22 protein-coding genes and 1 riboswitch are annotated in these 20769 nt (G+C 74.1%); of the genes, 14 read left to right on the forward strand and 8 right to left on the reverse strand.

The window, feature by feature from the left end:
- Positions 1–8: 8 nt before the first annotated feature.
- Positions 9–1022 (reverse strand): helix-turn-helix transcriptional regulator, encoded by a 1014-nt coding sequence (locus ACQKM2_RS33815; RefSeq protein WP_427716659.1) that lies wholly within the window; start codon positions 1020–1022, stop codon positions 9–11.
- A 102-nt stretch (positions 1023–1124) separates the two neighbouring features.
- On the opposite strand from ACQKM2_RS33815, the gene ACQKM2_RS33820 reads away from it, so the two are divergent.
- The 8 genes from ACQKM2_RS33820 (at position 1125) to ACQKM2_RS33855 (ending at position 6837) form a co-directional block, all read left to right on the forward strand.
- Entirely contained in the window at positions 1125–1538 is a 414-nt protein-coding gene (locus ACQKM2_RS33820; protein ID WP_427716661.1) for a DUF3224 domain-containing protein, read from the forward strand.
- A 100-nt stretch (positions 1539–1638) separates the two neighbouring features.
- A complete protein-coding gene (locus ACQKM2_RS33825; protein WP_427716664.1) occupies positions 1639–1914 on the forward strand; it encodes a hypothetical protein in 276 nt (91 codons plus the stop codon).
- Between the two features lie 19 nt (positions 1915–1933).
- Complete coding sequence (locus ACQKM2_RS33830) at positions 1934–2428, forward strand: hypothetical protein (RefSeq protein WP_427716667.1); 495 nt, start codon at positions 1934–1936, stop codon at positions 2426–2428.
- Positions 2429–2523: 95 nt separating this feature from the next.
- Positions 2524–3171, forward strand: coding sequence for a class I SAM-dependent methyltransferase (locus tag ACQKM2_RS33835; protein ID WP_427716670.1), 648 nt, complete (start codon positions 2524–2526; stop codon positions 3169–3171).
- 107 nt (positions 3172–3278) lie between these two features.
- Positions 3279–4271, forward strand: a complete 993-nt coding sequence (locus tag ACQKM2_RS33840) for an N-acetylmuramoyl-L-alanine amidase (RefSeq protein ID WP_427716672.1) — start codon at positions 3279–3281, stop codon at positions 4269–4271.
- Between the two features lie 117 nt (positions 4272–4388).
- Positions 4389–5180 (forward strand): DUF5336 domain-containing protein, encoded by a 792-nt coding sequence (locus ACQKM2_RS33845; protein WP_427716675.1) that lies wholly within the window; start codon positions 4389–4391, stop codon positions 5178–5180.
- A gap of 144 nt (positions 5181–5324) precedes the next feature.
- Positions 5325–6335 carry an LLM class F420-dependent oxidoreductase gene (locus ACQKM2_RS33850; RefSeq protein WP_427716678.1) on the forward strand — a complete coding sequence of 337 codons (1011 nt, stop codon included), beginning with the start codon at positions 5325–5327 and terminating at the stop codon, positions 6333–6335.
- A gap of 40 nt (positions 6336–6375) precedes the next feature.
- Positions 6376–6837 carry a hypothetical protein gene (locus ACQKM2_RS33855; RefSeq protein WP_427716680.1) on the forward strand — a complete coding sequence of 154 codons (462 nt, stop codon included), beginning with the start codon at positions 6376–6378 and terminating at the stop codon, positions 6835–6837.
- On the opposite strand, the gene ACQKM2_RS33860 is transcribed toward ACQKM2_RS33855, so the two are convergent.
- From ACQKM2_RS33860 to ACQKM2_RS33880, 5 genes are all read right to left on the reverse strand, one after another.
- Complete coding sequence (locus ACQKM2_RS33860) at positions 6834–7226, reverse strand: hypothetical protein (protein WP_427716682.1); 393 nt, start codon at positions 7224–7226, stop codon at positions 6834–6836. The two genes, ACQKM2_RS33855 and ACQKM2_RS33860, sit on opposite strands and share 4 nt — an antisense overlap.
- A gap of 26 nt (positions 7227–7252) precedes the next feature.
- The gene (locus tag ACQKM2_RS33865; RefSeq protein WP_427716709.1) at positions 7253–7825 is read right to left on the reverse strand and encodes a hypothetical protein; all 573 of its coding nucleotides are present in this window, start codon (positions 7823–7825) and stop codon (positions 7253–7255) included.
- 278 nt (positions 7826–8103) lie between these two features.
- A complete protein-coding gene (locus ACQKM2_RS33870; RefSeq protein WP_427716684.1) occupies positions 8104–9192 on the reverse strand; it encodes a prenyltransferase in 1089 nt (362 codons plus the stop codon).
- Positions 9189–9932, reverse strand: coding sequence for a class I SAM-dependent methyltransferase (locus ACQKM2_RS33875; RefSeq protein ID WP_125604759.1), 744 nt, complete (start codon positions 9930–9932; stop codon positions 9189–9191). Before ACQKM2_RS33875 ends, ACQKM2_RS33870 begins: the two co-directional genes overlap by 4 nt.
- 96 nt (positions 9933–10028) lie before the next feature.
- Positions 10029–11339: a glycosyltransferase family 4 protein gene (locus ACQKM2_RS33880; RefSeq protein ID WP_427716687.1), complete on the reverse strand. Its 1311-nt coding sequence runs from the start codon at positions 11337–11339 to the stop codon at positions 10029–10031.
- A 242-nt stretch (positions 11340–11581) separates the two neighbouring features.
- On the opposite strand from ACQKM2_RS33880, the gene ACQKM2_RS33885 reads away from it, so the two are divergent.
- On the forward strand, positions 11582–12259 hold the full coding sequence (locus ACQKM2_RS33885) for a TetR family transcriptional regulator (RefSeq protein ID WP_427716689.1): 678 nt from the start codon (positions 11582–11584) through the stop codon (positions 12257–12259).
- Between the two features lie 1141 nt (positions 12260–13400).
- Here the strand turns inward: ACQKM2_RS33885 and ACQKM2_RS33890 are convergent.
- Positions 13401–13670 carry a ferredoxin gene (locus ACQKM2_RS33890; RefSeq protein ID WP_427716690.1) on the reverse strand — a complete coding sequence of 90 codons (270 nt, stop codon included), beginning with the start codon at positions 13668–13670 and terminating at the stop codon, positions 13401–13403.
- A complete protein-coding gene (locus ACQKM2_RS33895) occupies positions 13670–15121 on the reverse strand; it encodes an aldehyde dehydrogenase (RefSeq protein WP_427716691.1) in 1452 nt (483 codons plus the stop codon). The genes ACQKM2_RS33890 and ACQKM2_RS33895 overlap by 1 nt, the downstream gene beginning before the upstream one ends.
- A 197-nt stretch (positions 15122–15318) precedes the next feature.
- On the opposite strand from ACQKM2_RS33895, the gene ACQKM2_RS33900 reads away from it, so the two are divergent.
- The 5 genes from ACQKM2_RS33900 to ACQKM2_RS33920 all read left to right on the forward strand — a co-directional run.
- Positions 15319–16380 (forward strand): MBL fold metallo-hydrolase, encoded by a 1062-nt coding sequence (locus ACQKM2_RS33900; RefSeq protein WP_427716692.1) that lies wholly within the window; start codon positions 15319–15321, stop codon positions 16378–16380.
- A 104-nt stretch (positions 16381–16484) separates the two neighbouring features.
- Positions 16485–16561: riboswitch (cobalamin riboswitch) on the forward strand.
- A gap of 131 nt (positions 16562–16692) precedes the next feature.
- Entirely contained in the window at positions 16693–17931 is a 1239-nt protein-coding gene (locus ACQKM2_RS33905; RefSeq protein WP_427716695.1) for a prenyltransferase/squalene oxidase repeat-containing protein, read from the forward strand.
- Positions 17928–18665 carry an SCO2322 family protein gene (locus tag ACQKM2_RS33910; RefSeq protein WP_427716698.1) on the forward strand — a complete coding sequence of 246 codons (738 nt, stop codon included), beginning with the start codon at positions 17928–17930 and terminating at the stop codon, positions 18663–18665. Before ACQKM2_RS33905 ends, ACQKM2_RS33910 begins: the two co-directional genes overlap by 4 nt.
- Complete coding sequence (locus tag ACQKM2_RS33915) at positions 18662–19816, forward strand: energy-coupling factor transporter transmembrane protein EcfT (protein ID WP_427716700.1); 1155 nt, start codon at positions 18662–18664, stop codon at positions 19814–19816. Before ACQKM2_RS33910 ends, ACQKM2_RS33915 begins: the two co-directional genes overlap by 4 nt.
- On the forward strand, positions 19813–20769 hold a 957-nt coding region (locus tag ACQKM2_RS33920; RefSeq protein WP_427716703.1), incomplete at its 3' end, for an ABC transporter ATP-binding protein. The genes ACQKM2_RS33915 and ACQKM2_RS33920, both read left to right, overlap by 4 nt.

The raw sequence follows: 20769 nt of genomic DNA on the forward strand, positions 1-20769 counted from the left end.
GGAGGGGATCATACAGAGCCGTCAACTCCCGCTGCCGGTACGGGCGGTACGGGCACCGCATAGCGGCCCGCCAGGACGGCCACCGCCGCGGCCACCGCCGCCCGCAGCTCCGGCGGGCCGAGCACCTCCGCCTCCGCACCCAGCCGGAGCAGGTCCCCCACCGCCACGGCCTGCGACTCCACCGGCAGCTCCACCTCCGCCCAGCCGTCCCCGTCCGCCGGCCCGGCACCCTCCAGCGCCCGCACCCCCGGCGCCCCGAACTGCACCGGCAGCAGCCGCTGCGCACGCGGCGAGACCCGCAGCCGCGCCACCCCCTGCCGGAGCGCCGCCTCCAGGCGCCGGGAGGACTCCGCCCAGTACGCCGCCAGCTCGAACCCGGCCGGCCGCTCGAAGCCCTCCCCCGTCTCCCGCACCGACAGCAGCCGCGACACCCGGTAGGTGCGTACGCCCTCCCCCGCCGGCGCCGCCACCAGGTACCAGATGCCGCCCTTGAGGACGACGCCCAGCGGGTGCAGCTCCCGCTGCCGGGCCTCGCCCGACCAGCGCCGGTACTCCACCCGCACCGCCCGCTGCTCCCACACCGCCGCCGCCACCGCGGCCAGGTGCGGCACCGGGTCGGCGTCCCGGAACCAGGCGGGCGCGTCCAGGTGGAAGCGGTCCCGCACGAGCCGGGCCCGGTCCGCCGGCCCGGCCGGCAGCGCGGCCTGGAGCTTCAGCTGCGCGGTGGCCAGCACCGCGCCCAGCCCCAGCTCCCGCGCGGGCCCCGGCGCCCCGGCCAGGAACAGCGAGGCCGCCTCGGCGTCGGTGAGCCCGGTCAGCCGCGTCCGGTAGCCATCCATCAGCCGGTACCCGCCCGCGGGCCCCCGGTCGGCGCACACGGGCACACCGGCCGCGCCGAGCGCCTCGACGTCCCGGTACACCGTACGGACGGACACCTCCAGCTCCGCCGCCAGCTCCGGGGCGGTCATCCGGCCGCGGTTCTGGAGCAGCAGGAGCAGGGAGAGCAGCCGGTCGGCACGCATGGGCCCATTGTGCCGCGGTACCTGACAAGAGGTGTCAGGTACCGCATCCAGGCTGGTCACAGCACGCGGGAAGGCCCCGCGCGACCCGCCGAGAGGACTCCCATGCCCAGCACGCGCACCGCCACCGGCCACTTCGCCTTCGCCGACTGGGAGGAGCGTCCCGCCGGCCCGGCCGACGCGCTGCCCCGGCTGGCGCAGGCCACGGTCGCCAACACCTTCTCCGGCGGCATCGAGGCCGCCGGCACCGTCTGCGCGTACACGATCACGTACCTGACGGCGACGACCGGCTCCTACACCGGCATGGAGCTGCTCACCGGCAGCGTCGACGGCCGCGAGGGCGCCTTCGCCGTCGAGGAGCGCGGCACCTTCCACGAGGACGGCACCACCCGCTGCTCCTTCGAGGTGGTCCCCGGCTCCGGCACCGGCGGGCTGACCGGTCTGCGGGGCACCGGCAGCTTCCTGGCCCGGCACGGCGAACCCTCCGTCCCCTACACCTTCGAGTACGACCTGGACTGAGCGACCCGAACGGCCCAACCCCGACCGCCAGTCGGGCGAAAGCCGGACCCGCCCGGTCCACACCCCACAACCGGGCGGGACGACGGGCGTTGGGGCGGGCATGGCTCACCTCAACCTCGCCCGCGCCGTGTCCGGCGCCGCCCTGGCCCTGACCATCGGTCTCGCGGCCGCCCCCGCCGCCCAGGCCGCCCCCTCCGCCGCCGCCCGCCCGGCCCCCGCCGGCCAGGCCGCCGGCCCCCTCAGCCTGGACAACCTGCTCTCCCTGCGCTTCCTCACCCCGACCGTGCAGGACGCGAAGCGCCAGGTCGTCGGCCTGGTCACCGGCCTCTCCCCGGCCCCGACGAGCTCCACCGCCCTCGGCGGCCTGCTCAAGTAGCCGAAAAGGGGACGCACGGATGAAGCTCACCCGCACTCTCGCCACCCTCTGTACGGCCGCCGCCGCGGCGGTCGTCCTCTCCGCCGGAACGGCGACCGCCGACGACGACCTGCTCTCGGCCCTCAACAACCCGGCGATCGGCGCGGCCTGCCTCCCGTCCGGCCAGGCGGGCGCGGGCAACACCTTCACCGGCACCCAGAACGTGAACTGCTCCCAGAGCGCGCAGTCCACCTCCGGCGGATCGGGCGGCGGCCTCACGGGCTACGAGGTGGTCTCGGAGACCTTCCAGTGCGGCGTACAGGGGGTCTGCGAGCTCGCCCCCAAGTGCCCGCCCGGGAAGAAGGTGACCGGCGGGGGCACCTACCCCACCACCTACGCCCCGGGACTCGGCATCCTGCGCAACGGCACGGAGCCCGGCGGGGACAACACCGTCTGGCACGGTGCCATCTACAACGGGACCGCCGCCCCGGTGGACTTCACCGTCCAGGCGATCTGCGCCAACGCCTCCCCCTGAAGCGGCAGCGCAACGGCAGCGACCCCGGCATGGTGCCCTACCGGGCAGTAGGGCACCATGGGCCGCCACAGCCGCTCACCGCCGGAGGAACACCCATGGCAGCCGCCGCCCCCAAGCCGGAGACCCTCGCCGCCTTCGAGGCCGCCAAGGGGTTCATGCCCGTGCGGGAGGGCCTCGCCCTGTACGAGGCGGCCGCCGCTGCCGCCGCCCTCGGGCTGCCGCTGCTGGAGGTGGGCACGTACTGCGGGCGCTCCACCATCCTGCTGGCCGACGCGGCCCGCGAGGCGGGCGTGCCCGCGATCACCGTCGACCACCACCGCGGCAGCGAGGAGCAGCAGCCCGGGTGGGAGTACCACGACCCGAGCGTCGTGGACCCGGAGGTCGGGCTGATGGACACCCTGCCGACGTTCCGCCGCACCCTGCACCGGGCCGGTCTGGAGGAGCACGTCATCGCGGTCGTCGGCCGGTCCCCGCAGGTCGCCGCGGCCTGGGGCGGCAAGCTCGGCTTCGTCTTCATCGACGGCGGCCACACCGACGAGCACGCCACCGGCGACTACGAGGGCTGGGCCCCGCACGTCGCGGAGGGCGGCACGCTCGTGATCCACGACGTGTTCCCGGACCCGGCCGACGGCGGCCAGGCCCCGTACCGGGTCTACCTGCGCGCGCTGGCCTCCGGCGCCTTCGAGGAGGTCTCGGTGACGGACTCCCTGCGCGTGCTCCGGCGCACCGGCACCGGCATCTAGGCCGGCCGCGAAGCCCCCTCGACAGGGTCATAAGACGACAATCACACCACGCCCCCGGATGGCCCATGGTCCGTACGGGGCCCGGGCGGGCGTTCTAGCATCGCCACGTGCGCTACGACGACAGCCCCCCGCTTCCCGAGTCCCGGTCCTCGATCAGCCCGGACCGGCCCTGGTTCGCGCGCCGGCCCGCCCTCACGGTGGCGCTGGCGGCGCTCGCCCCGACCTGTCTGGCGGGCTGGGTGCTGACCCAGGTCCTGACCGGCTCCGATTCCGGCGGGCGGCAGCCCGAGGGCGTGCCGCTCGCCGCCTCGCACACCACGGCGGGGTCGGACGCCAAGGCCAGCGCCTCCCCGACGCCGGGCCCGGGCACGGGCACGGCCGCGAGCCCGGCCCAGAGCCCCTCCGGGGCCGCCGCGCCCGCGAAGGGCCGGCTCACCGGCCGGACCGTGGTCATCGACCCCGGACACAACACGGGCAACTTCCGGCACTCCGCCGAGATCAACAAGCTGGTGGACATCGGCACCAACCGCAAGGAGTGCGACACCACCGGCACCACCACCAACTCGGGTTACATGGAGGCGGAGTTCTCCCTCGACGTCTCCCGCCGGGCGCGCGCCCTGCTGGAGGCCAAGGGCGCCAAGGTGGTCTTCACCCACGAGGGAGACCGCCCGTGGGGCCCCTGCATCAACGAGCGGGCCCGGATCGGCAACGAGGCCGCGGCCGACGCCGTGGTCTCCGTGCACGCCGACGGCGCCTCCGCCGGCAACCGGGGCTTCCACGTCATCCTCCCGGCCCGGGTCAAGGGCGGTGCGGCGGACACCGCGAAGATCGTGGGCCCCTCCCGGGACCTCGGCGAACGCATCGCGAGCAACTTCGGCCGCACCACCGGCTCCTCCCCCGCCAACTACCTGGGCAGCGGCACCGGGCTGGTGGTCCGCGACGACCTGGGCGGGCTCAACCTCTCGACCCGGCCGAAGGTGTTCCTCGAATGCGGCAACATGCGTGACGACAAGGACGCGGCGCAGCTGATGAGCGCGGAGTGGCGGCAGAAGGCGGCGCAGGGCATCGCGGACGGCATCACCGGCTTCCTGGGCGGGTAGTTCACGGGTCGGTCGTCCCGGGGCGGCTCGCCGCCCCGCTCCTCTCGGTCGCGCGAAGCTCCGTACCATGGGGGCGCCCGCTCGCCCCAGCCAAGACCGAGAAGGACACCCCCAGACGTGAACATCCGCTCCCTCACGCGAGGTGACGGCGTGGTGATCGGAGCAGCGGTACTGCTGTTCATCGCCTCGTTCCTCGATTTCTACTCCGCCACCCTCCTGGACCTCCCGAGTGCGTGGGACACGGACTTCTTCGGGCTGGCGCTGCCGACTGTCTTCCTGACCGGCTTCATCGCCGCCGGGCTGCTGATCGGGGCCCGCTTCCAGCCCGAGGGCCGCAAGCTCGGGAACCTGACCCTGACGGCGTGGGGCACCGTACTGGCCGTGGCGGCGGCCTGGGCCTCGCTGTGGTCGCTGATCACCTGCCCGTCCAAGTGGGACCTGGGCGCGGGCAGCATCATCGCCTTCCTCGCCAACCTCGCGCTGGCGGGCGTCGCCGTCGCCGGTACGAAGATCCCCGCGCTGGCCGGGCCGCTCGTGCCCGAGCCGCGGCCCGCCGCCCCGCAGCCGTACGGCGGCCAGCCCGGCACCGGCTACGGCTACCCGGGGCAGCAGCAGCCGCAGGGCTACGGGACCACGCCGCAGCCTGCCCCGCCGTACGGCGGCACCCCGGCGCCCGGCCCGCAGGAGGCGGCGCCGGCCCCGGCGGCGGACTTCACGCCGTTCTGGTTCGCGGTGCCGGTGGCCCGGCCCCTCTACGGCGAGGACGGCTCCCCCGCCCCGGTCGCGGAGCTGGCGCCGGGCACCTGGTACCTGGCCGTCGACCAGCGCGGCCCGTCGGCGCTGGTGGCGCAGACCCAGGACGGCCGCCGCGGCGTCCTGAACGACACCTCCGGCATCCAGCGCGGCTGACCCGGCCCCGTACCACGCGGCCCACGGCCCCCCGCCCCGACCCGGGCGGGGGGCCTCCGCACTTCCCGGCGGGGCGCGCGTGCCCTACAGTCGCCTGACGTCAGCTGACGCACCGTCAGATCAGGCTCGCGGAGGGGACCGTACATGCGCCTCGGACTCGCACTCGGCTACTGGGGCCGCGGGCCCAGCCCCGTCCACCTCGACCTCGCCACCGAGGCCGAACGCCTCGGCTACCACTCGGTGTGGACCGCCGAGGCCTGGGGCTCCGACGCCTTCACCCCGCTCACCTGGATCGCCGCGCACACCTCCCGCATCCGGCTCGGCACCGCCATCGCCCAGATGGCCGCCCGCACCCCGACCGCCACCGCCATGCACGCCCTCACCCTCGACCACCTCTCCGGCGGCCGCATGATGCTGGGCCTCGGCCTCTCCGGACCCCAGGTGGTGGAGGGCTGGTACGGGCGCCCCTTCCCCGCGAGCCCGCTCACCGCGACCCGGGAGTACGTGGACGTCGTACGCCAGGTGCTGCGCCGCGAGGCCCCCGTCACCCTCGACGGCCGCTTCCACAGCCACCCCTACCGCGGCGGGGACGGCACCGGCATCGGCAAGCCCCTCAAGCCCATCACCCACCCGCTGCGCGCGGACCTCCCGCTGCTGCTGGGCGCGGAGGGCCCGAAGAACATCGCCCAGACCACCCGCATCGCGGACGGCTGGCTCCCCCTCTACTGGTCGCCCACCCGCACCGACGTCTACCAGGCCTCGCTGACGGACCTCCCCGACGGGTTCATGATCGCCCCGATGGCCCGCGCCCAGGTCTGCGACGACGTCGCCGAGGGGCTGCTCCCCGTCAAGGCGATGCTCGGCTTCTACATCGGCGGCATGGGCCACGCGGCCCGCAACTTCCACGCCGACCTGATGGGCCGCATGGGCTACGAGGCCGAGGCCCGGCGCGTCCAGGAACTGTTCCTGGCCGGGCGCAGGCAGGAGGCCGTACTCGCCGTCCCGGACGCGTTCGCGGACGAGATCTCCCTCGTCGGCCCGCGCGAGCGGATCGCGGAGCGGCTGGAGCTGTGGCGCAAGGGACCCGTCACAGACCTGCTGGTCACGGCCCCGGACCCGCACACCCTGCGGGTGCTGGCCGAGCTGGCCGGCTGAGCAGCCGGACGTTAGCGAAGCGTTTGCGCCACCGCGGAGCATGGTGCACGACCACCGACGCACAGCTCCACAAAGGGGAACAGCCATCAGCACCAACCGGATCAAGGCGGGCGTCCTCGCGGCCGCCACCGTCGCGGGCCTGGCCCTGGCCACCGCTCCGGCCGACGCCGCCGACCACTGCAAGGCCGGCGGCGGCGCCGTCTACATCTGCCAGTACGGGGTGACCAAGCACAAGCTGCCCGACGGCGGGAAGCAGCAGTTCCTGGTCGGCACGGACAACGCCGTGTGGACGCGCTGGACCGACTCCGACGGCGACTGGACCCACTGGTCCTCCATGGGCGGCACCGCCAGGAGCAGCATCGTCGTCATCGACCGCTTCAGCGCCGGCGACCCCTGGCAGTTCAGCCTCTCCGTCGAGGGCAACGACGGCTGGCGCTTCGTGAAGACCCGCCACCACGACGGCAGCTGGACCGACTGGTTCCCCATGCCCGACCCGGTCTAGGAGGCCGCCCCGGCCTCCGGTACGGCTTCGAGGAGCCCGCGCAGGTCCAGCGGCATCACGGCGATCTCCATCGTCCCGCCGCCCTCCAGGGCGCAGGCCACGATCCGCGAGCCCGGGTTGATGGAGATGCCCTCCCGCACGGAGGGCACCCGCACCGCGGTGGCCCGGGCACCCGCCAGGGACACGGCCGGACCCCGGCCGGGCTGCCAGCGGGCGGCGCCCTGGTCCGCGTACAGCCGGCCGGAACGCCAACGGCCCTCGCCCGCCGGGGTCCGGGCCATGCCCGGGATCCCGGCGGGGCTGCCGGCCTCGATCCGCTGACGCTGCTTGCGGCGCACCAGCCAGCCCACGCCGGCGGCCGCGAGGGCGAGGAACAGAAACTCGATCACACCGGCCATTCAAACAGGCCGGCGGATCAGCCGGTCAGCTGCGAGGCGCTCGGCACCTTGTCGGTGACCACGGCGCCCGCGTTCTTGCCGGCTTCCTTGACTCCGTTGATGACGTTGTTGAAGGCGTCGATGTCCGCGTCGCCCGCCTCGCCCTTGCGGAGCTTGGTGCCCAGCCCCTTGAGGGACTCGATGCCCGCCGTCAGCGGGCCCATCGCCTTCGACAGCAGCGGGTCGCCCTTGGCGTTCTCCGCGGCCGCCTTCAGCCGGTTGTACGCGAACGCACCCGCCAGACCTGCCTTGATCAGCGCGAACGTACGCCCGCTCGCGCCCTTCTTGAACTTGCCCTCGCGGTACGGCTTCACGATCCACTGGTACGTCGCCCCGGCCGCGAGCCCGGCGTTGGCCACGAACCGCGTCTTGGCGAACTTCTGCTTCTCGGCCGGGGTCGTCGGCGAGGGCGTCGCGGCGGCCAGCTCGTCGGCCGCGGCCGCGTCCGGCTCCGCCACGGCCAGGACCGCCAGCTCGGCTGCGGCGGCCGAGGAGATCTCCTCCCGCTGGCCCCGGTCGCCACCGCTGCCGCACGCGGTGGCACCGGCCAGCAGCGCGGTGGACAGCACCACCGCGGTGAGGGCTCGACGGATACGGACGGTTGCGGGTACGGCCACGGTTGCCTCCGGGGACTGAGGTGTCCCCCGCAGCCTCACCCCGGACACCGGCCACCACCACCCGGGGAACCCGTTCGGGGGGTCCCCCGGCCCGTGGGGCGGACCGGCCCCGGGGCTCCCGGGCCCGCAGCCCGGACCCTCAGCCCGGCACGCAGCCCGGGCGCTCAGCCCGGCCCGCAGCCCGGGACCGCCCCGGCTTCAGGAGCGGCAGCTCAACGGCAGCAGTCCGGCTCCAGGCCCGCCGGCAGGGCCAGCCCGCCGAAGACCTCCCCGGTGGGCTCGTCCCCGCCCAGCGCCGCCACCGCGAGCAGCAGCGAACCCGCCGTCCAGGCCGTCTGCTCCACCGGCCAGACCGCCCGGTCCTCGAAGACGTACCCCGTCCAGTACATGCCGTTCTCGGCGCGCAGGTGCCCGATCGAGCGCAGCACCTCCAGCGCCCGGTCCGACTCCCCCATCACCCACAGGGTCAGCGCCAGCTCGCAGGACTCCCCGCCCGTCACCCACGGGTTCGGCAGCACGCACCGCACCCCCAGGTCCGGGACGACGAACTCGTCCCAGCGCCCCTCGATGCGCGCCTTCGCCTCCGGCCCGGACAGCGCCCCGCCCAGCACCGGGTAGTACCAGTCCATCGAGTAGCGGTCCTTGTCCAGGAACCGCTCCGGGTGCCGGCGTATCGCGTGCGCGAGCGCGCCCGTCGCCAGCTCCCAGTCCGGCTGCGGGTCGCCGCGGTGGTCCGCGATGACCAGCGCGCAGCGCAGCGCCTGGTGGATGGAGGAGGAGCCGGTGAGCAGGGCGTCCGTGACGGGCGTGCCGTCCGCCTCCCGCTTCCAGCCGATCTCGCCGCCCGGCTGCTGGAGCGCGAGGACGAACTCGACGGCCGCGACGACCACCGGCCACATCCGGTCCAGGAAGGTGTCGTCGCCGGTGGCCAGGTAGTGGTGCCAGACGCCGACGGCTATGTAGGCGACGAAGTTCGTCTCCAGGCCCGCGTCCTGCGGCACGGCCGTGTCCACGCCCTCGGGCCGGTCCGCGTACGCCGCGTACCAGGAGCCGTCCTGGTTCTGGTGCCGGGCCAGCCATGCGTAGGCCCGCTCGGCCGCCTCGTGCTCGCCCGCCGTGTCCAGGGCCATCGCGGCCTCGGTGTGGTCCCACGGGTCGAGGTGGTGGCCGCGGAACCACGGTATGGCCCCGTCCGCGCGCTGCACGGCCAGGATCCCGGCGACGGTCCGCGCCGCCTCCTCCGCGGTCAGCACGCCGTCCAGGACGAGGTGCTCGGGTACGGTGCGCTCCGGCGAGCTCACTGGGCGGAGCCGGCCGCGCCGACGGGCAGGTGGGGCTTGGTCGCGTACGCCACGAAGCTCTTGCCGATGACCGGGTTCAGGGCCTGCTCGGCGAGCCGGGTCGCGAGGGGCTTCTTCATGATGTCCCAGACCAGGAGCTTGTGGTACGCCTTGACCGGCAGCGCCTTGTCGTTGTCCACGCCGAAGGCGCACTTGAGCCACCAGTACGGGGAGTGCAGGCCGTGCGCGTGGTGGGTGCCGTACGGCTTGAGGCCCGCGGCCTCCATCTTGGCGAGGAGCTCGTCCGCCTTGTAGATGCGGATGTGGCCGCCCTCGACCTCGTGGTAGGCGTCGGACAGCGCCCAGCAGATCTTCTCCGGGCCGTAGCGCGGGACGGTGACCGCTATCCGGCCGCCGGGCTTGAGCACGCGCACCATCTCGGCGAGGACGCCCTTGTCGTCGGGGATGTGCTCCATCACCTCGGAGATGATGACGACGTCGAAGGACTCGTCCGGGAAGGGCAGGGCCAGCGCGTCGCCCTCCATGGCGGTGGCGGTGGCGCCGGCCGGGGCCTCACCGGCCTCCTTCATGGCGGCGAACCACTTGGCGACCTCGCGGATCTCCTCGCCGTTGCGGTCGACGGCGACGACCTGGGCGCCGCGCCGGTAGCACTCGAAGGCGTGCCGGCCTGCGCCGCAGCCCAGATCGAGCACGCGGTCGCCTGCGGCGAGCGGGAACCGGGAGAAATCGACGGTCAGCACGGGGTCCTGCCTTCGCGGTCACGGGGGTGAAGGGTGGTGCGGGTGATACGGGTGTTACGGGTCATGTGGTGCTCGCGGGGCCCTGGGGCGCGCCGCTCACCGGGTCCGGGCGGCGGCGGCCTGCGCGATGGCGGCTCTGTAGTGCGCGGCGGTGCCCTCGGCCGCCTTGGCCCAGGTGAACCGGGTCAGTACCCGCTCCCGCCCGGCGGCCCCCAGACGGGCGCGCAGCTCCGCGTCGCCCAGCAGCCTGCCCAGCGCACCGGCCAGCGCCCCCGCGTCACCGGGCGGCACGGCCAGGCAGGTCTCCCCGTCGGGGCCGGACACCTCGGGGATGGCCCCGCCGGTGGTGGCGACCAGCGGGGTGCCGGTGGCCATGGCCTCGGCCGCCGGCAGCGAGAAGCCCTCGTAGAGGGACGGCACGCAGGAGACCTGGGCACTGCGCACCAGGTCCACGAGCTCCGCGTCGGTGATGCCCTTGACGAACCGCACCGCGTCCTGGAGCCCGTACGTCTCGATCGCGCGGGCCACCGGCCCGCTCTCGGCACGCTTGCCGACGACGACGAGATGGGCGTCGGGGCGCTCGGTACGGAGCTTGGCGAGGGCCTCGACGAGGTGGACGAGCCCCTTGAGCGGGACGTCGGCGCTGGAGGTCGTCACGATCCGCCCGGGGACCTCCGCGACGGACGGGTCCGGCGACCAGAGGTCGGTGTCCGCGCCGATGTGCACCACGTGGATGCGGTCGTCGCGCACCCCGAGGTGTTCGGCGATCTCCTGCTGCGAGGAGCCGGAGACCGTCAGCACGGAGGGCAGCCGGCGGGCCACCCGGCCCTGCATGCGCGTGAACGCGTACCAGCGCCGCACGGAGGCGCGCTTCTTGCGGTCCTTCGCGGCGGCGAGGTCCAGCTTGCGGTCGACGGTGATGGGGTGGTGGATGGTGGTCACCAGGGGCGCGCCGAGGTCGCCCAACAGGCCGTAGCCGAGGGTCTGGTTGTCATGGATGACGTCGAACTCGCCCGCGCGGGCCAGGAGGTGCCGCCGGGCGCGCAGCGAGAACGTCAGCGGCTCGGGAAAGCCGCCGGTCCACATCGTCGCGACTTCCAGGGCGTCGATCCAGTCCCGGTACTCGTCGCGCTTGGGAGTGCGGAACGGATCGGGGCTGCGGTACAGGTCCAGGCTCGGCAGCTCGGTGAGCGTGGCCCCGGTGTCCAGCACCGGATAGGGCTGCGCGCCGATGACCTCGACGGAGTGCCCGAGCTTCACCAGCTCCCGCGAGAGGTGGCGGACGTAGACGCCCTGGCCGCCACAGAACGGGTTCCCCTTATAGGTGAGGAGTGCGATGCGCAACGGGCGGTCGCCGTCGGTGGCGGAACCCGCGAAAGGGCTCGCCACCATGGCCTCTGCGGACACTCTCGGCCCCCTTCTCCCTGCACTTTCGCCGGAGCGTAACCGCTCGGATAATGTAGAACAAGTTTCAGAGTTGATCCTCTGAAGACCATTGAATCTACCGGCCGGAAACCACACCGTAAGAGGCGGAGCAGGTGATTCGCGCCACGACTCGGACGCCTGACATGCTGACCCCCGGACCATCCCGGAATCAGCCGCCGCAACGACACGCAACACCAGGAAACGGAACGCCAGGAACGGGACACATGACAGCGGAAGCGAAGACCGTGACGCCTCCCCTGACGGAGCGCCAGGAGGCGCGCCGCCGTCGGATCCTGCACGCGAGCGCGCAGCTGGCCAGCCGGGGCGGCTTCGACGCCGTGCAGATGCGGGAGGTCGCCGAGTCGTCGAACGTCGCGCTGGGCACCCTGTACCGCTACTTCCCGTCCAAGGTGCACCTGCTGGTCGCCACCATGCAGGACCAGCTCCAGCACATGCACACGACCCTGCGCAAGCGCCCCCCGGCGGGCGAGGAACCGGCGGCCCGCGTCGCGGAAACCCTGATGCGCGCCTTCCGCGCCCTCCAGCGCGAGCCGCACCTCGCGGACGCCATGGTCCGAGCCCTGACCTTCGCGGACCGCAGCGTGTCCCCCGAGGTGGACACGGTCTCGCGGCTGACCACCGCGATCATCCTGGACGCCATGGGCCTCGACGCCCCGCCGACGGCGGAACAGCTCTCGGCGGTCCGGGTCATCGAGCACACCTGGCACTCGGCCCTGATCACCTGGCTCTCGGGCCGGGCGTCCATCGCCCAGGTGAAAATCGACATCGAAACGGTGTGCCGACTGATCGACCTGACGGGGGCGGGGACGGTTGCGGGGACGGGGACGGGGACGGGGACGGGGACGGGGACGGGGCGAGGGAGTCGGCCCGGAAAGGCCTGATCTCGGCGGAGCGGGGGTCGGCTGAGCGGGATCCCCTCGGGCGGTAGCCAGGGAGGGTTTGGGGGTTTCCCGTCAGTCCCATCGTCCTTCCGCGTCGGGCCGCCCTGTCAAGGGCGCTCCCTTCGGTCGCGTCGCTTCGCGATCGCCTCCGGCGACCCTTGACAGACCGACCCGCCCCGGAATGCCGAAAGACTGCCGGGAAACCCCCAAAAGGAACGGTCACAGGGGGAGAGAGGCCAGGAGCGGGCCCGTCAGCGACGAGACGAGGGGCCGGGCGCCGGCACACCGGGCATCCGGGCCCTTAGATGTCATGACTCCGGGCCGGGGAGGCGGCTACCCGCACGAAAGGCCGAACAGAGCAGCCCAGGGAGCGAGTGGGCGCGACAGATCGCTACGCGCTCCTCCCGTCTCAGCGCCCGACGACCGCCTGAGGCTCATGCTGGCACCAGAGGCCGAAGAGACCAGCCCAGGGAGCCGACAGGCGCGTCAGATCGCTACGCGCTCCTCATTTCTCAGCGCCCGACGGCCATCTTGGGCTGATACCTGCACCAGAGGTCGAACAGAGCAGCCCGCGAAGTTTTCGAAGCCCTCCTCCACCCGTGAAACCAGCCCCAGACGGCCGCCGGCCGCCGAGACGTCAGGAGCGCGTAGCGATCTGACGCGCCCCATGCGCTTCCCGGGCTGCTCTGGTCGTCCTCTGGTGCGGGTATCGGCCCCAGACGGTCGTCGGACGCTGAGAAATGAGGAGCGCGTAGCGATCTGATGCGCCTGGAGGCTCCGCAGGTCGCCCTGGTCGGGCTCTCGTGGCGGGTGGGCGGCCCCCGGCCCTGGGTGAGAGCTGGACGGGCCCGGATGCTCGGCGTGCCGGCCCCCGGCCCCTCGTCTCGTCTCCGACGGGCCCGCTTCTCTCTCCTCTCCCCCTGTGACCGTTCCTTTTGGGGGTTTCCCGGCAGTCTTTCGGCATTCCGGGGCGGGACGGCCTGTCAAGGGTCGCCGAAGGCGATCGCGAAGCGACGCGACGAAGGAGCGCCCTTGACAGGACGGCCCGACACGGAAGGACGATGGGACTGACGGGAAACCCCCAAACCCTCCCCCACCACCGCCCGAGGAGATCCCGCCCCCCAACCCCGCCCCGCCCCCCTCACTCCTCCGGTGGGAACACCGCCTCCCCCGTTGCCGACAGGGTGATGAGGATGGCCTCCACCGGGCAGCCCTCGGCGGCCGTCAGGGTGGGTTCGTTGGCGTCCGTCTGCGCCGACCGGGGGTGGGACTGGCGGGCCGAGTCGAGGGTGAAGGCGTCGGGGGCGTGGGTCACGCACATGCCCGAGCCGATGCAGACCCCCCGGTCGACTTCGACCTGCCAGCGGTCCCCGCGGTCCCCGCGGTCGCCACGCTCCCCGTACTCACCCATCACGCACCCGCCGGGAGGTGGATCATCTTGTGCTCCAGGTACTCGCTCAGGCCCTCCGGGCCGAACTCCCGCCCCACGCCGCTGTTCTTGTAGCCGCCGAACGGGCCCAGCATGTCCAGGCTGAACGTGTTCACGTTGAAGGTGCCGGTGCGCACGCGCCGGGCGAAGTCGATGCCGTGCTCCACGTCGGCCGTCCAGACGCTGCCGCTCAGGCCGAACTCCGAGTCGTTGGCCACCCGTACGGCCTCCGCCTCGTCCCCGTACGGGATCAGGCACACGACCGGGCCGAAGATCTCCTCGCGGGCGATCCGCATCGAGTTGTCGACGTCGCCGAAGAGGGTGGGTTCCACGTACCAGCCCCGCTCCAGGCCGGCCGGGCGGCCGCCGCCCGCCAGGACCTTCGCGCCCTCCTCCTGGCCGATCCGGATGTAGTCCAGCGACCGCTGCTGCTGCCGCTTGGCGACCAGCGGCCCGAGCTGCGTCGCCGGGTCCAGCGGGTCGCCGACCACGAGGGCGCCGGCGGCCGCCGCGAGGGCTTCGGCGACCTCCTCGTAGCGGCTGCGCGGGGCGAGGATCCGGGTCTGCGCCACGCACGCCTGGCCGTTGTTCATCCAGGCGGCGGGGACGATGCCCGCCACGGTGGCCGCCAGGTCCGCGTCCGGGAGGATCACGGCGGCGGACTTGCCGCCGAGTTCGAGGGTGACCCGGGTCAGGTTGCGGGCGGCGACCTCCATGACCCGCTTGCCGGCGGCGACGGAGCCCGTGAAGGCGACCTTGTCGACGCCGGGGTGTCCGACCAGGTACTCGCTGACCTCCCGGTCGGCGGGCAGGATCGACAGCACGCCCTCCGGCAGCCCGGCCTCCCGTGCGATGTCCGCCAGGATGAAGGAGTCCAGCGGGGCCTCGGGCGACGGCTTGAGGATCACCGAGGAGCCGGTGAGCAGCGCGGGCGCGAGCTTCGCCGCGGCCACGAACTGGGGGACGTTCCAGGGGATGACGGCGGCGACGACCCCGACGGGTTCGCGGCGTACGAGGATCGGGCCGAGCGCGCCCTGGCGGCGCTCCTCGTAGGGGTATGCGGCGGCGACCTTGATGGCGGAGTCGTAGACCATCATCGCGCCGAGCGCCTGGGCGAGGACGCTCCAGGAGTACGGGGAGCCGTTCTGGGAGCTGATGGAGCGGGCGATCTCCTCGTGCCGGACGGCGATGGCGTCCTTGATGCGGGAGACGACGGCGGTCCGCTCCTCCAGGGACAGGCGGGGCCAGGGCCCCTCGTCGAAGGCCTTGCGGGCGACGGCCACGGCCCGGTCGACGTCCGCCTCGGAGGCGTGGGGGACGCTGCCGATGACCTGCTCGGTGTGGGGGGAGACGATCCGGATGGTGCCGGTGCCCAGCGGATCGGTCCATTCCCCGCCGATGAACAGTTGGCCGTGTTCCACGAGCTCGGTCATGTCCGGTGCCTCCAGGGGCTGCGCACGATCTCACCGATGTCGCAGAACTGATACCAGTTCTAGTTCCAGGAGTCCACGGCCCGGACGCGGACTCCGGACGATCCGATGAACAGTCAGGGCTTTTGGGAAACGGTCGACTTGGGCTACTACTGAAACGCGTTCTCGTCGGAGCGGATCGAACCAGCCAGGGAGCACCCATGTCAGAGGTCATGCCAGAGGCCGTGCCACAGGTCACCGACCACGGTGGCGGTGTCCACGCCATCCAGGTCCCGATCCCCGACAACCCCCTCGGCCACACCCTCGTGCACGTCCTCGACACCGACGCCGGGCCCGTCCTGATCGACACCGGCTGGGACGACCCCACCTCCTGGGACACCCTCGGCGCCGGGCTCGGCGCGCTCGGGATCGCCGTCGCCGACGTGCACGGGGTCGTCATCACGCACCACCACCCCGACCACCACGGCCTGTCCGGGCAGGTGCGGGAGGCGTCGGGGGCGTGGATCGCGATGCACGCCGCCGACACCGAGGTCGTGCTGCGGACCCGCTCCGCCGAGCCCGGCGTCTGGTTCGACTACATGAGCGAGAAACTGGCCGCCGCCGGGGCGCCCGAGGAGCACGTCGCCCCGCTCCGCACGGCCCGGGCGAGCGGCCGCGTCCGCACCCTGCCCGGGCTGAGCGCCGCCGTGCCCGACCGGGAGATCGTCCCCGGCGAGCTACTGCCCCTGGCCGGGCGGCGGCTGCGCGCGGTCTGGACCCCCGGGCACACCCCCGGCCACGTCTGCCTGCACCTGGAGGAGCGGCACCCCGCCGGCCTCCCCGGCAACGGCCGGCTCTTCTCCGGCGACCACCTCCTGCCCGGGATCTCCCCGCACATCGGCCTGTACGAGGCCCCGGAGGACACCCGGGCCACCGACCCGCTCGGCGACTACCTCGACTCCCTCGAACGCGTCGGCCGCCTGGCGCCCGCCGAGGTGCTCCCGGCCCACCAGTACGCCTTCACCGACGCGCCCGCCCGCGTACGGGAACTGCTGGAGCACCACGAGGAGCGGCTGACCGGGCTGTGGCGGCTGCTGGCCGAGCCCCTGACCCCCTGGGGGCTCGCGGAGCGGATGGAGTGGAACCGGCCCTGGGAGCAGATCCCGTACGGCTCCCGGAACATCGCCGTCTCCGAAGCGGAGGCCCATCTGCGGCGGCTGGTGAAGCAGGGCCGGGCGGAGGCGGTCCCGGGCACGGACCCGGTGGCGTACCGGGCCCTGTAGCCCGCCCCGGCCCGGGCCGGGGCGGGCCGTACGGGCCCCCGTGCCACCGGGCCCGGGAGCTACGGGCCGGTAGAGTGAGGCCGTCGTCCACACATCCGTATGGGGGGAAGCCGGTGCGAATCCGGCGCTGACCCGCAGCCGTGAACCGGCCCGCAGCACGCGGGGCGGCAGCCGGAATGCCCCGTACCGGAGGTGCGCGGCTCGTGCCGCCGGGACCTCCGGCGGCCGGCACCGTCGAGGTAAACGGAGCCGGAGCCCGGTGCCTGCGCGTGCCTGTCTCCCGCCCCCCGTACGAGAGGCACCCGCCCCACCATGAACGTCCGCCGCAGCGCAGCCGCGCTCGCCGCCTCCGCCGTGCTCTGCGTGGGCGCCGCCCCCGCCGCCCTCGCCGACACGCCGTCGCCCTCCGCGCCGCCGGTCGTCCCGTCGGGCCTGTTCGGCAAGGCCGACCCGACGTACGACGGGGTGTGGCGCCAGTCCCTCGCGCTGCTCGCGCAGCGCACGGTGGGCCTGAAGCCCGCCCCGCAGGCCGTGGACTGGCTCACCGGCCAGCAGTGCGCGGGCGGCGGCTTCGCCTCGTTCCGCGCGGACGCGGCCCTGGCCTGCGACGACAAGACGATGTACGACACCAACGCGACGGCGATCGCCGTACAGGCCATGAAGGCCCTCGGCGGCAAGGACGCGCAGGTCAAGAAGGCCACGGACTGGCTGAAGTCGGTACAGAACGACGACGGCGGCTGGGCCTACGCGCCGGGCTCCCCCAGCGAGGGCAGCTCCACCTCGATCGTGATCAGCGCGCTCGCCGCGGCCGGCGAGAAGCCCGCCGAGGTGAAGTCGAAGGCGGGCAAGTCCGCGTACGAGGGCCTGCTCTCCTTCCAGCTCGGCTGCTCCGCCGAGCCGGCCTCCGACCGGGGCGCCTTCGGGTACCAGCCGGCCGACGGCAAGCTCGCCGCGAACGCCGACGCCACCGCCGCCGCCGCACTGGCCGCCCTGGGCAAGGGCATCGTCGTCGAGCCGGCCGCCGCGGACACCCCGGCCGCCGCACTGGCCTGCCCGGCCGGCACGGCCGACCCGGCGGGCGCGGCGCAGGGCGCGGCCGGCTACCTGGCCGAGGCGCTGAAGAAGGACGGCCACCTGACGGCCGTCACCCCGGGCTCCGACCAGCCGACCGCCGACACCGGCAACACCGCCGACGCCGTCATCGCCCTGGCCGCCGCCGGGCACCGGCAGGCGGCGGCCGGCGCCCTGGAGTGGCTGCAGAAGAACTCCACCGCGTGGGCCAACCGCAACCCGGCCGCACTGGCCACCCTGGTCCTGACCGCCCACGCGACGGGCACCGACCCGAAGGCCTTCGGCGGCGTGGACCTGGTGGCGGCGCTGAACGCCACGGGCCCGGCCCCGGCCGCGCCCGACACCGAACCGCAGAAGGTGGCGGGCAAGGAGAAGCCGGGCTCCGGCAACCAGAACATCTGGTGGATCGTCGGCGCGGGCGCCGCGGCCGGCATGGGCATCGGCATCCTGCTGAGCGGCCGCAGGAAGAAGCAGCAGTGACCCGGCGCCGCACCCGCACGCACGGCCGCGGCACGGCCGGTGCGCTCACCGGCGTCCTGGCCGTGCTGGGCCTGCTGCTGACCCTGTTCGCGGCGTCCCCGGCCCTGGCGGCGGGCTACCGCTACTGGTCGTTCTGGGACGGGGCGGGCGGCCGCTGGGCGTACGCCACCCAGGGCCCTTCGACGGCCCGTCCCGCGGACGGCGCCACGCTCGGGTTCCGCTTCTCCGTGAGCAAGGACGCCGCCGCCGAGGCGGCCCAGCCGCGCGCCGCCGCCGACTTCGAGGCCGTCTGCGGCGGCACCGCCCCGGCGGAGGGGAAGAAGCGGGTGGCGCTGGTCATCGACTTCGGCGTGCCCGAGGACGCCCCCGCCGGCGAGACCCCGCCGCAGGGCGGCCCCCGCACGGCCTGCGCGCAGCTGGCGCCCGCGGCCACGGCGGCCGAGGCGCTGGCGGAGGTGGCGAAGCCGCTGCGCTACAACGGCGCGGCGCTGCTGTGCGGGATCTCCGGCTACCCGAAGACGGGCTGCGGCGAGCCCATCGAGGACGCGGACCAGCCGAAGCCGTCGGCGCCCGCCGCGGCCTCGGCTTCGGCTTCGGCTTCGGCTTCGGCGGACTCGGGCTCGGGCTCGGACTCCTCGGGCAGCGGCCCCTCGGCCGGCCTGTTCCTGGGCATCGCGGCGGTCCTGGCCCTGGGCTCCGCCGCCGTCTGGCAGTCCCGCCGCCGCAGGCGATGACGCCGCGTCCCGCCCCCGGCGCGGTGCACGGACCGGCGTACGCGAGGGAACGGGCCTGGCGGGCCCCCGAGGCACGGCGTGGGAACGCCCTGCACGCGGGGGCCTGGTGGCTGTGGGCCCTCGGGCTGGCCACCGCCGCGTCCCGGACCACCAACCCGCTGCTGCTCGGGCTGATCGTCGGCGTCGCCGGGTACGTGGTGGCGGCGCGCCGGACGCAGGCGCCGTGGGCGCGTTCCTACGGGGCGTTCGTCAAGCTCGGCCTGTTCGTGATCGGGCTGCGGCTGGTCTTCTCCATGCTGCTGGGCTCCCCGATCCCCGGCACGCACACCCTCTTCACCCTCCCGGAGGTCCCGCTGCCCTCCTGGGCTCAGGGCATCCGGTTCGGCGGCCGGGTCACCGCCGAGCAGCTGGTCTTCGCGTTCTACGACGGCGCGAAGCTGGCGACGCTGCTGATCTGCGTGGGCGCGGCGAACGCGCTGGCCAATCCGGCGCGGCTGCTGAAGTCGCTGCCCGCGGCCCTCTACGAGGCGGGCGTGGCCGTCGTCGTGGCCATGACGTTCGCGCCGAACATGGTCGCCGACGTGGCCCGGCTGCGGACCGCCCGCCGGCTGCGCGGGCGCCCCACGGGCGGGGTGAAGGCCGTCCTCCAGATCGGGCTGCCGGTGCTGGAGGGGGCCCTGGAACGTTCCGTCGCCATCGCCGCGTCGATGGACGCGCGCGGCTACGGGCGTACCGCGCAGGTCCCGCCGGCAGTGCGGCGCACCACCAACGCCCTCACCCTGGGCGGGCTGCTCGGCATGTGCGCGGGCACGTACGGGCTGCTCGCGGCGGAGGGCGCCGGGTACGGGCTGCCCGTGCTCGGCATCGGCCTCGTGCTGGCCCTCGCGGGACTGCGGCTCGGCGGGCGGCGCAGCATCCGCACCCGGTACCGGCCGGACCGGTGGGGGGTGCGGGCCTGGCTGGTCGCCGGCTCGGGCGCGGCGGTCGCCGCGCTGCTGGTCCACGCGGCGGCGGTGGACCCGGAAGGGCTGCTGCCGGGCGTGGTCCCGCTGGTCCCGCCCGCGCTGCCGCTGTGGCCCGCGGCGGCGGTCCTGATCGGCCTGCTTCCGGCCTTCGTGGCCCCCGTACCTTCCGAGGAGTCCTCCCGTTGATCCGCTTCGAGCAGGTGTCGGTGACGTACGACGGCGCCGCGCGGCCGTCCCTCCGCGACGCGGACTTCACCCTCCCGGAGGGCGAGCTGACGTTGCTGGTCGGCCCGTCGGGGGTCGGCAAGTCGACCCTGCTGGGGGCCGTGTCCGGGCTGGTCCCGCACTTCACGGGCGGGACGCTGCGCGGGCGGGTGACGGTCGCGGGCCGGGACACCCGTACGCACATGCCGCGAGAGCTGGCGGACGTGGTGGGCACGGTCGGGCAGGACCCCCTGGCCCACTTCGTCACGGACGTGGTGGAGGACGAGCTGGCGTACGGGATGGAGTCCCTGGGCCTGCCGCCCGCGGTGATGCGGCGCCGGGTGGAGGAGACCCTGGACCTGCTCGGCCTGAACGAACTCCGCGACCGCCCGATCGCGACCCTCTCCGGGGGACAGCAGCAGCGGGTGGCGATCGGTTCGGTCCTGACGACGCACCCGAAGGTGCTCGTCCTGGACGAGCCGACCTCCGCGCTGGACCCGGCGGCGGCGGAGGAAGTCCTGGCGGTGCTGCAACGCCTGGTCCACGACCTGGGCACGACGGTGCTGATGGCGGAGCACCGCCTGGAGCGGGTGGTCCAGTACGCCGACCGCGTCCTGCTCCTCCCGTCCCCGGGCGAGCCCCCGGCCCTCGGCACCCCGTCCGAGATCATGGCCGTCTCCCCGGTCCACCCCCCGGTGGTCTCCCTGGGCCGCCTCGCGGGCTGGGCCCCGCTCCCCCTCTCGATCCGCGACGCCCGCCGCCGCTCCGCTCCGCTCAGGTCCCACCTGTCCACCCTCCCGGCCGCCGCTGCGCGGGGCGAGTCCCCTACCCGCCCTTCGCCCGTTCCCTGGGGCTCCGCCCCAGACCCCGGTCCTCAAACGCCGGACGGGCTGTCCATAGCCCCGCCGGCGTTTGAGGCGCGGGGGTGCGGGGGC

It is taken from the genome of Streptomyces sp. NPDC004126 (assembly GCF_050275515.1).
Classification (GTDB): Bacteria; Actinomycetota; Actinomycetes; order Streptomycetales; family Streptomycetaceae; genus Streptomyces.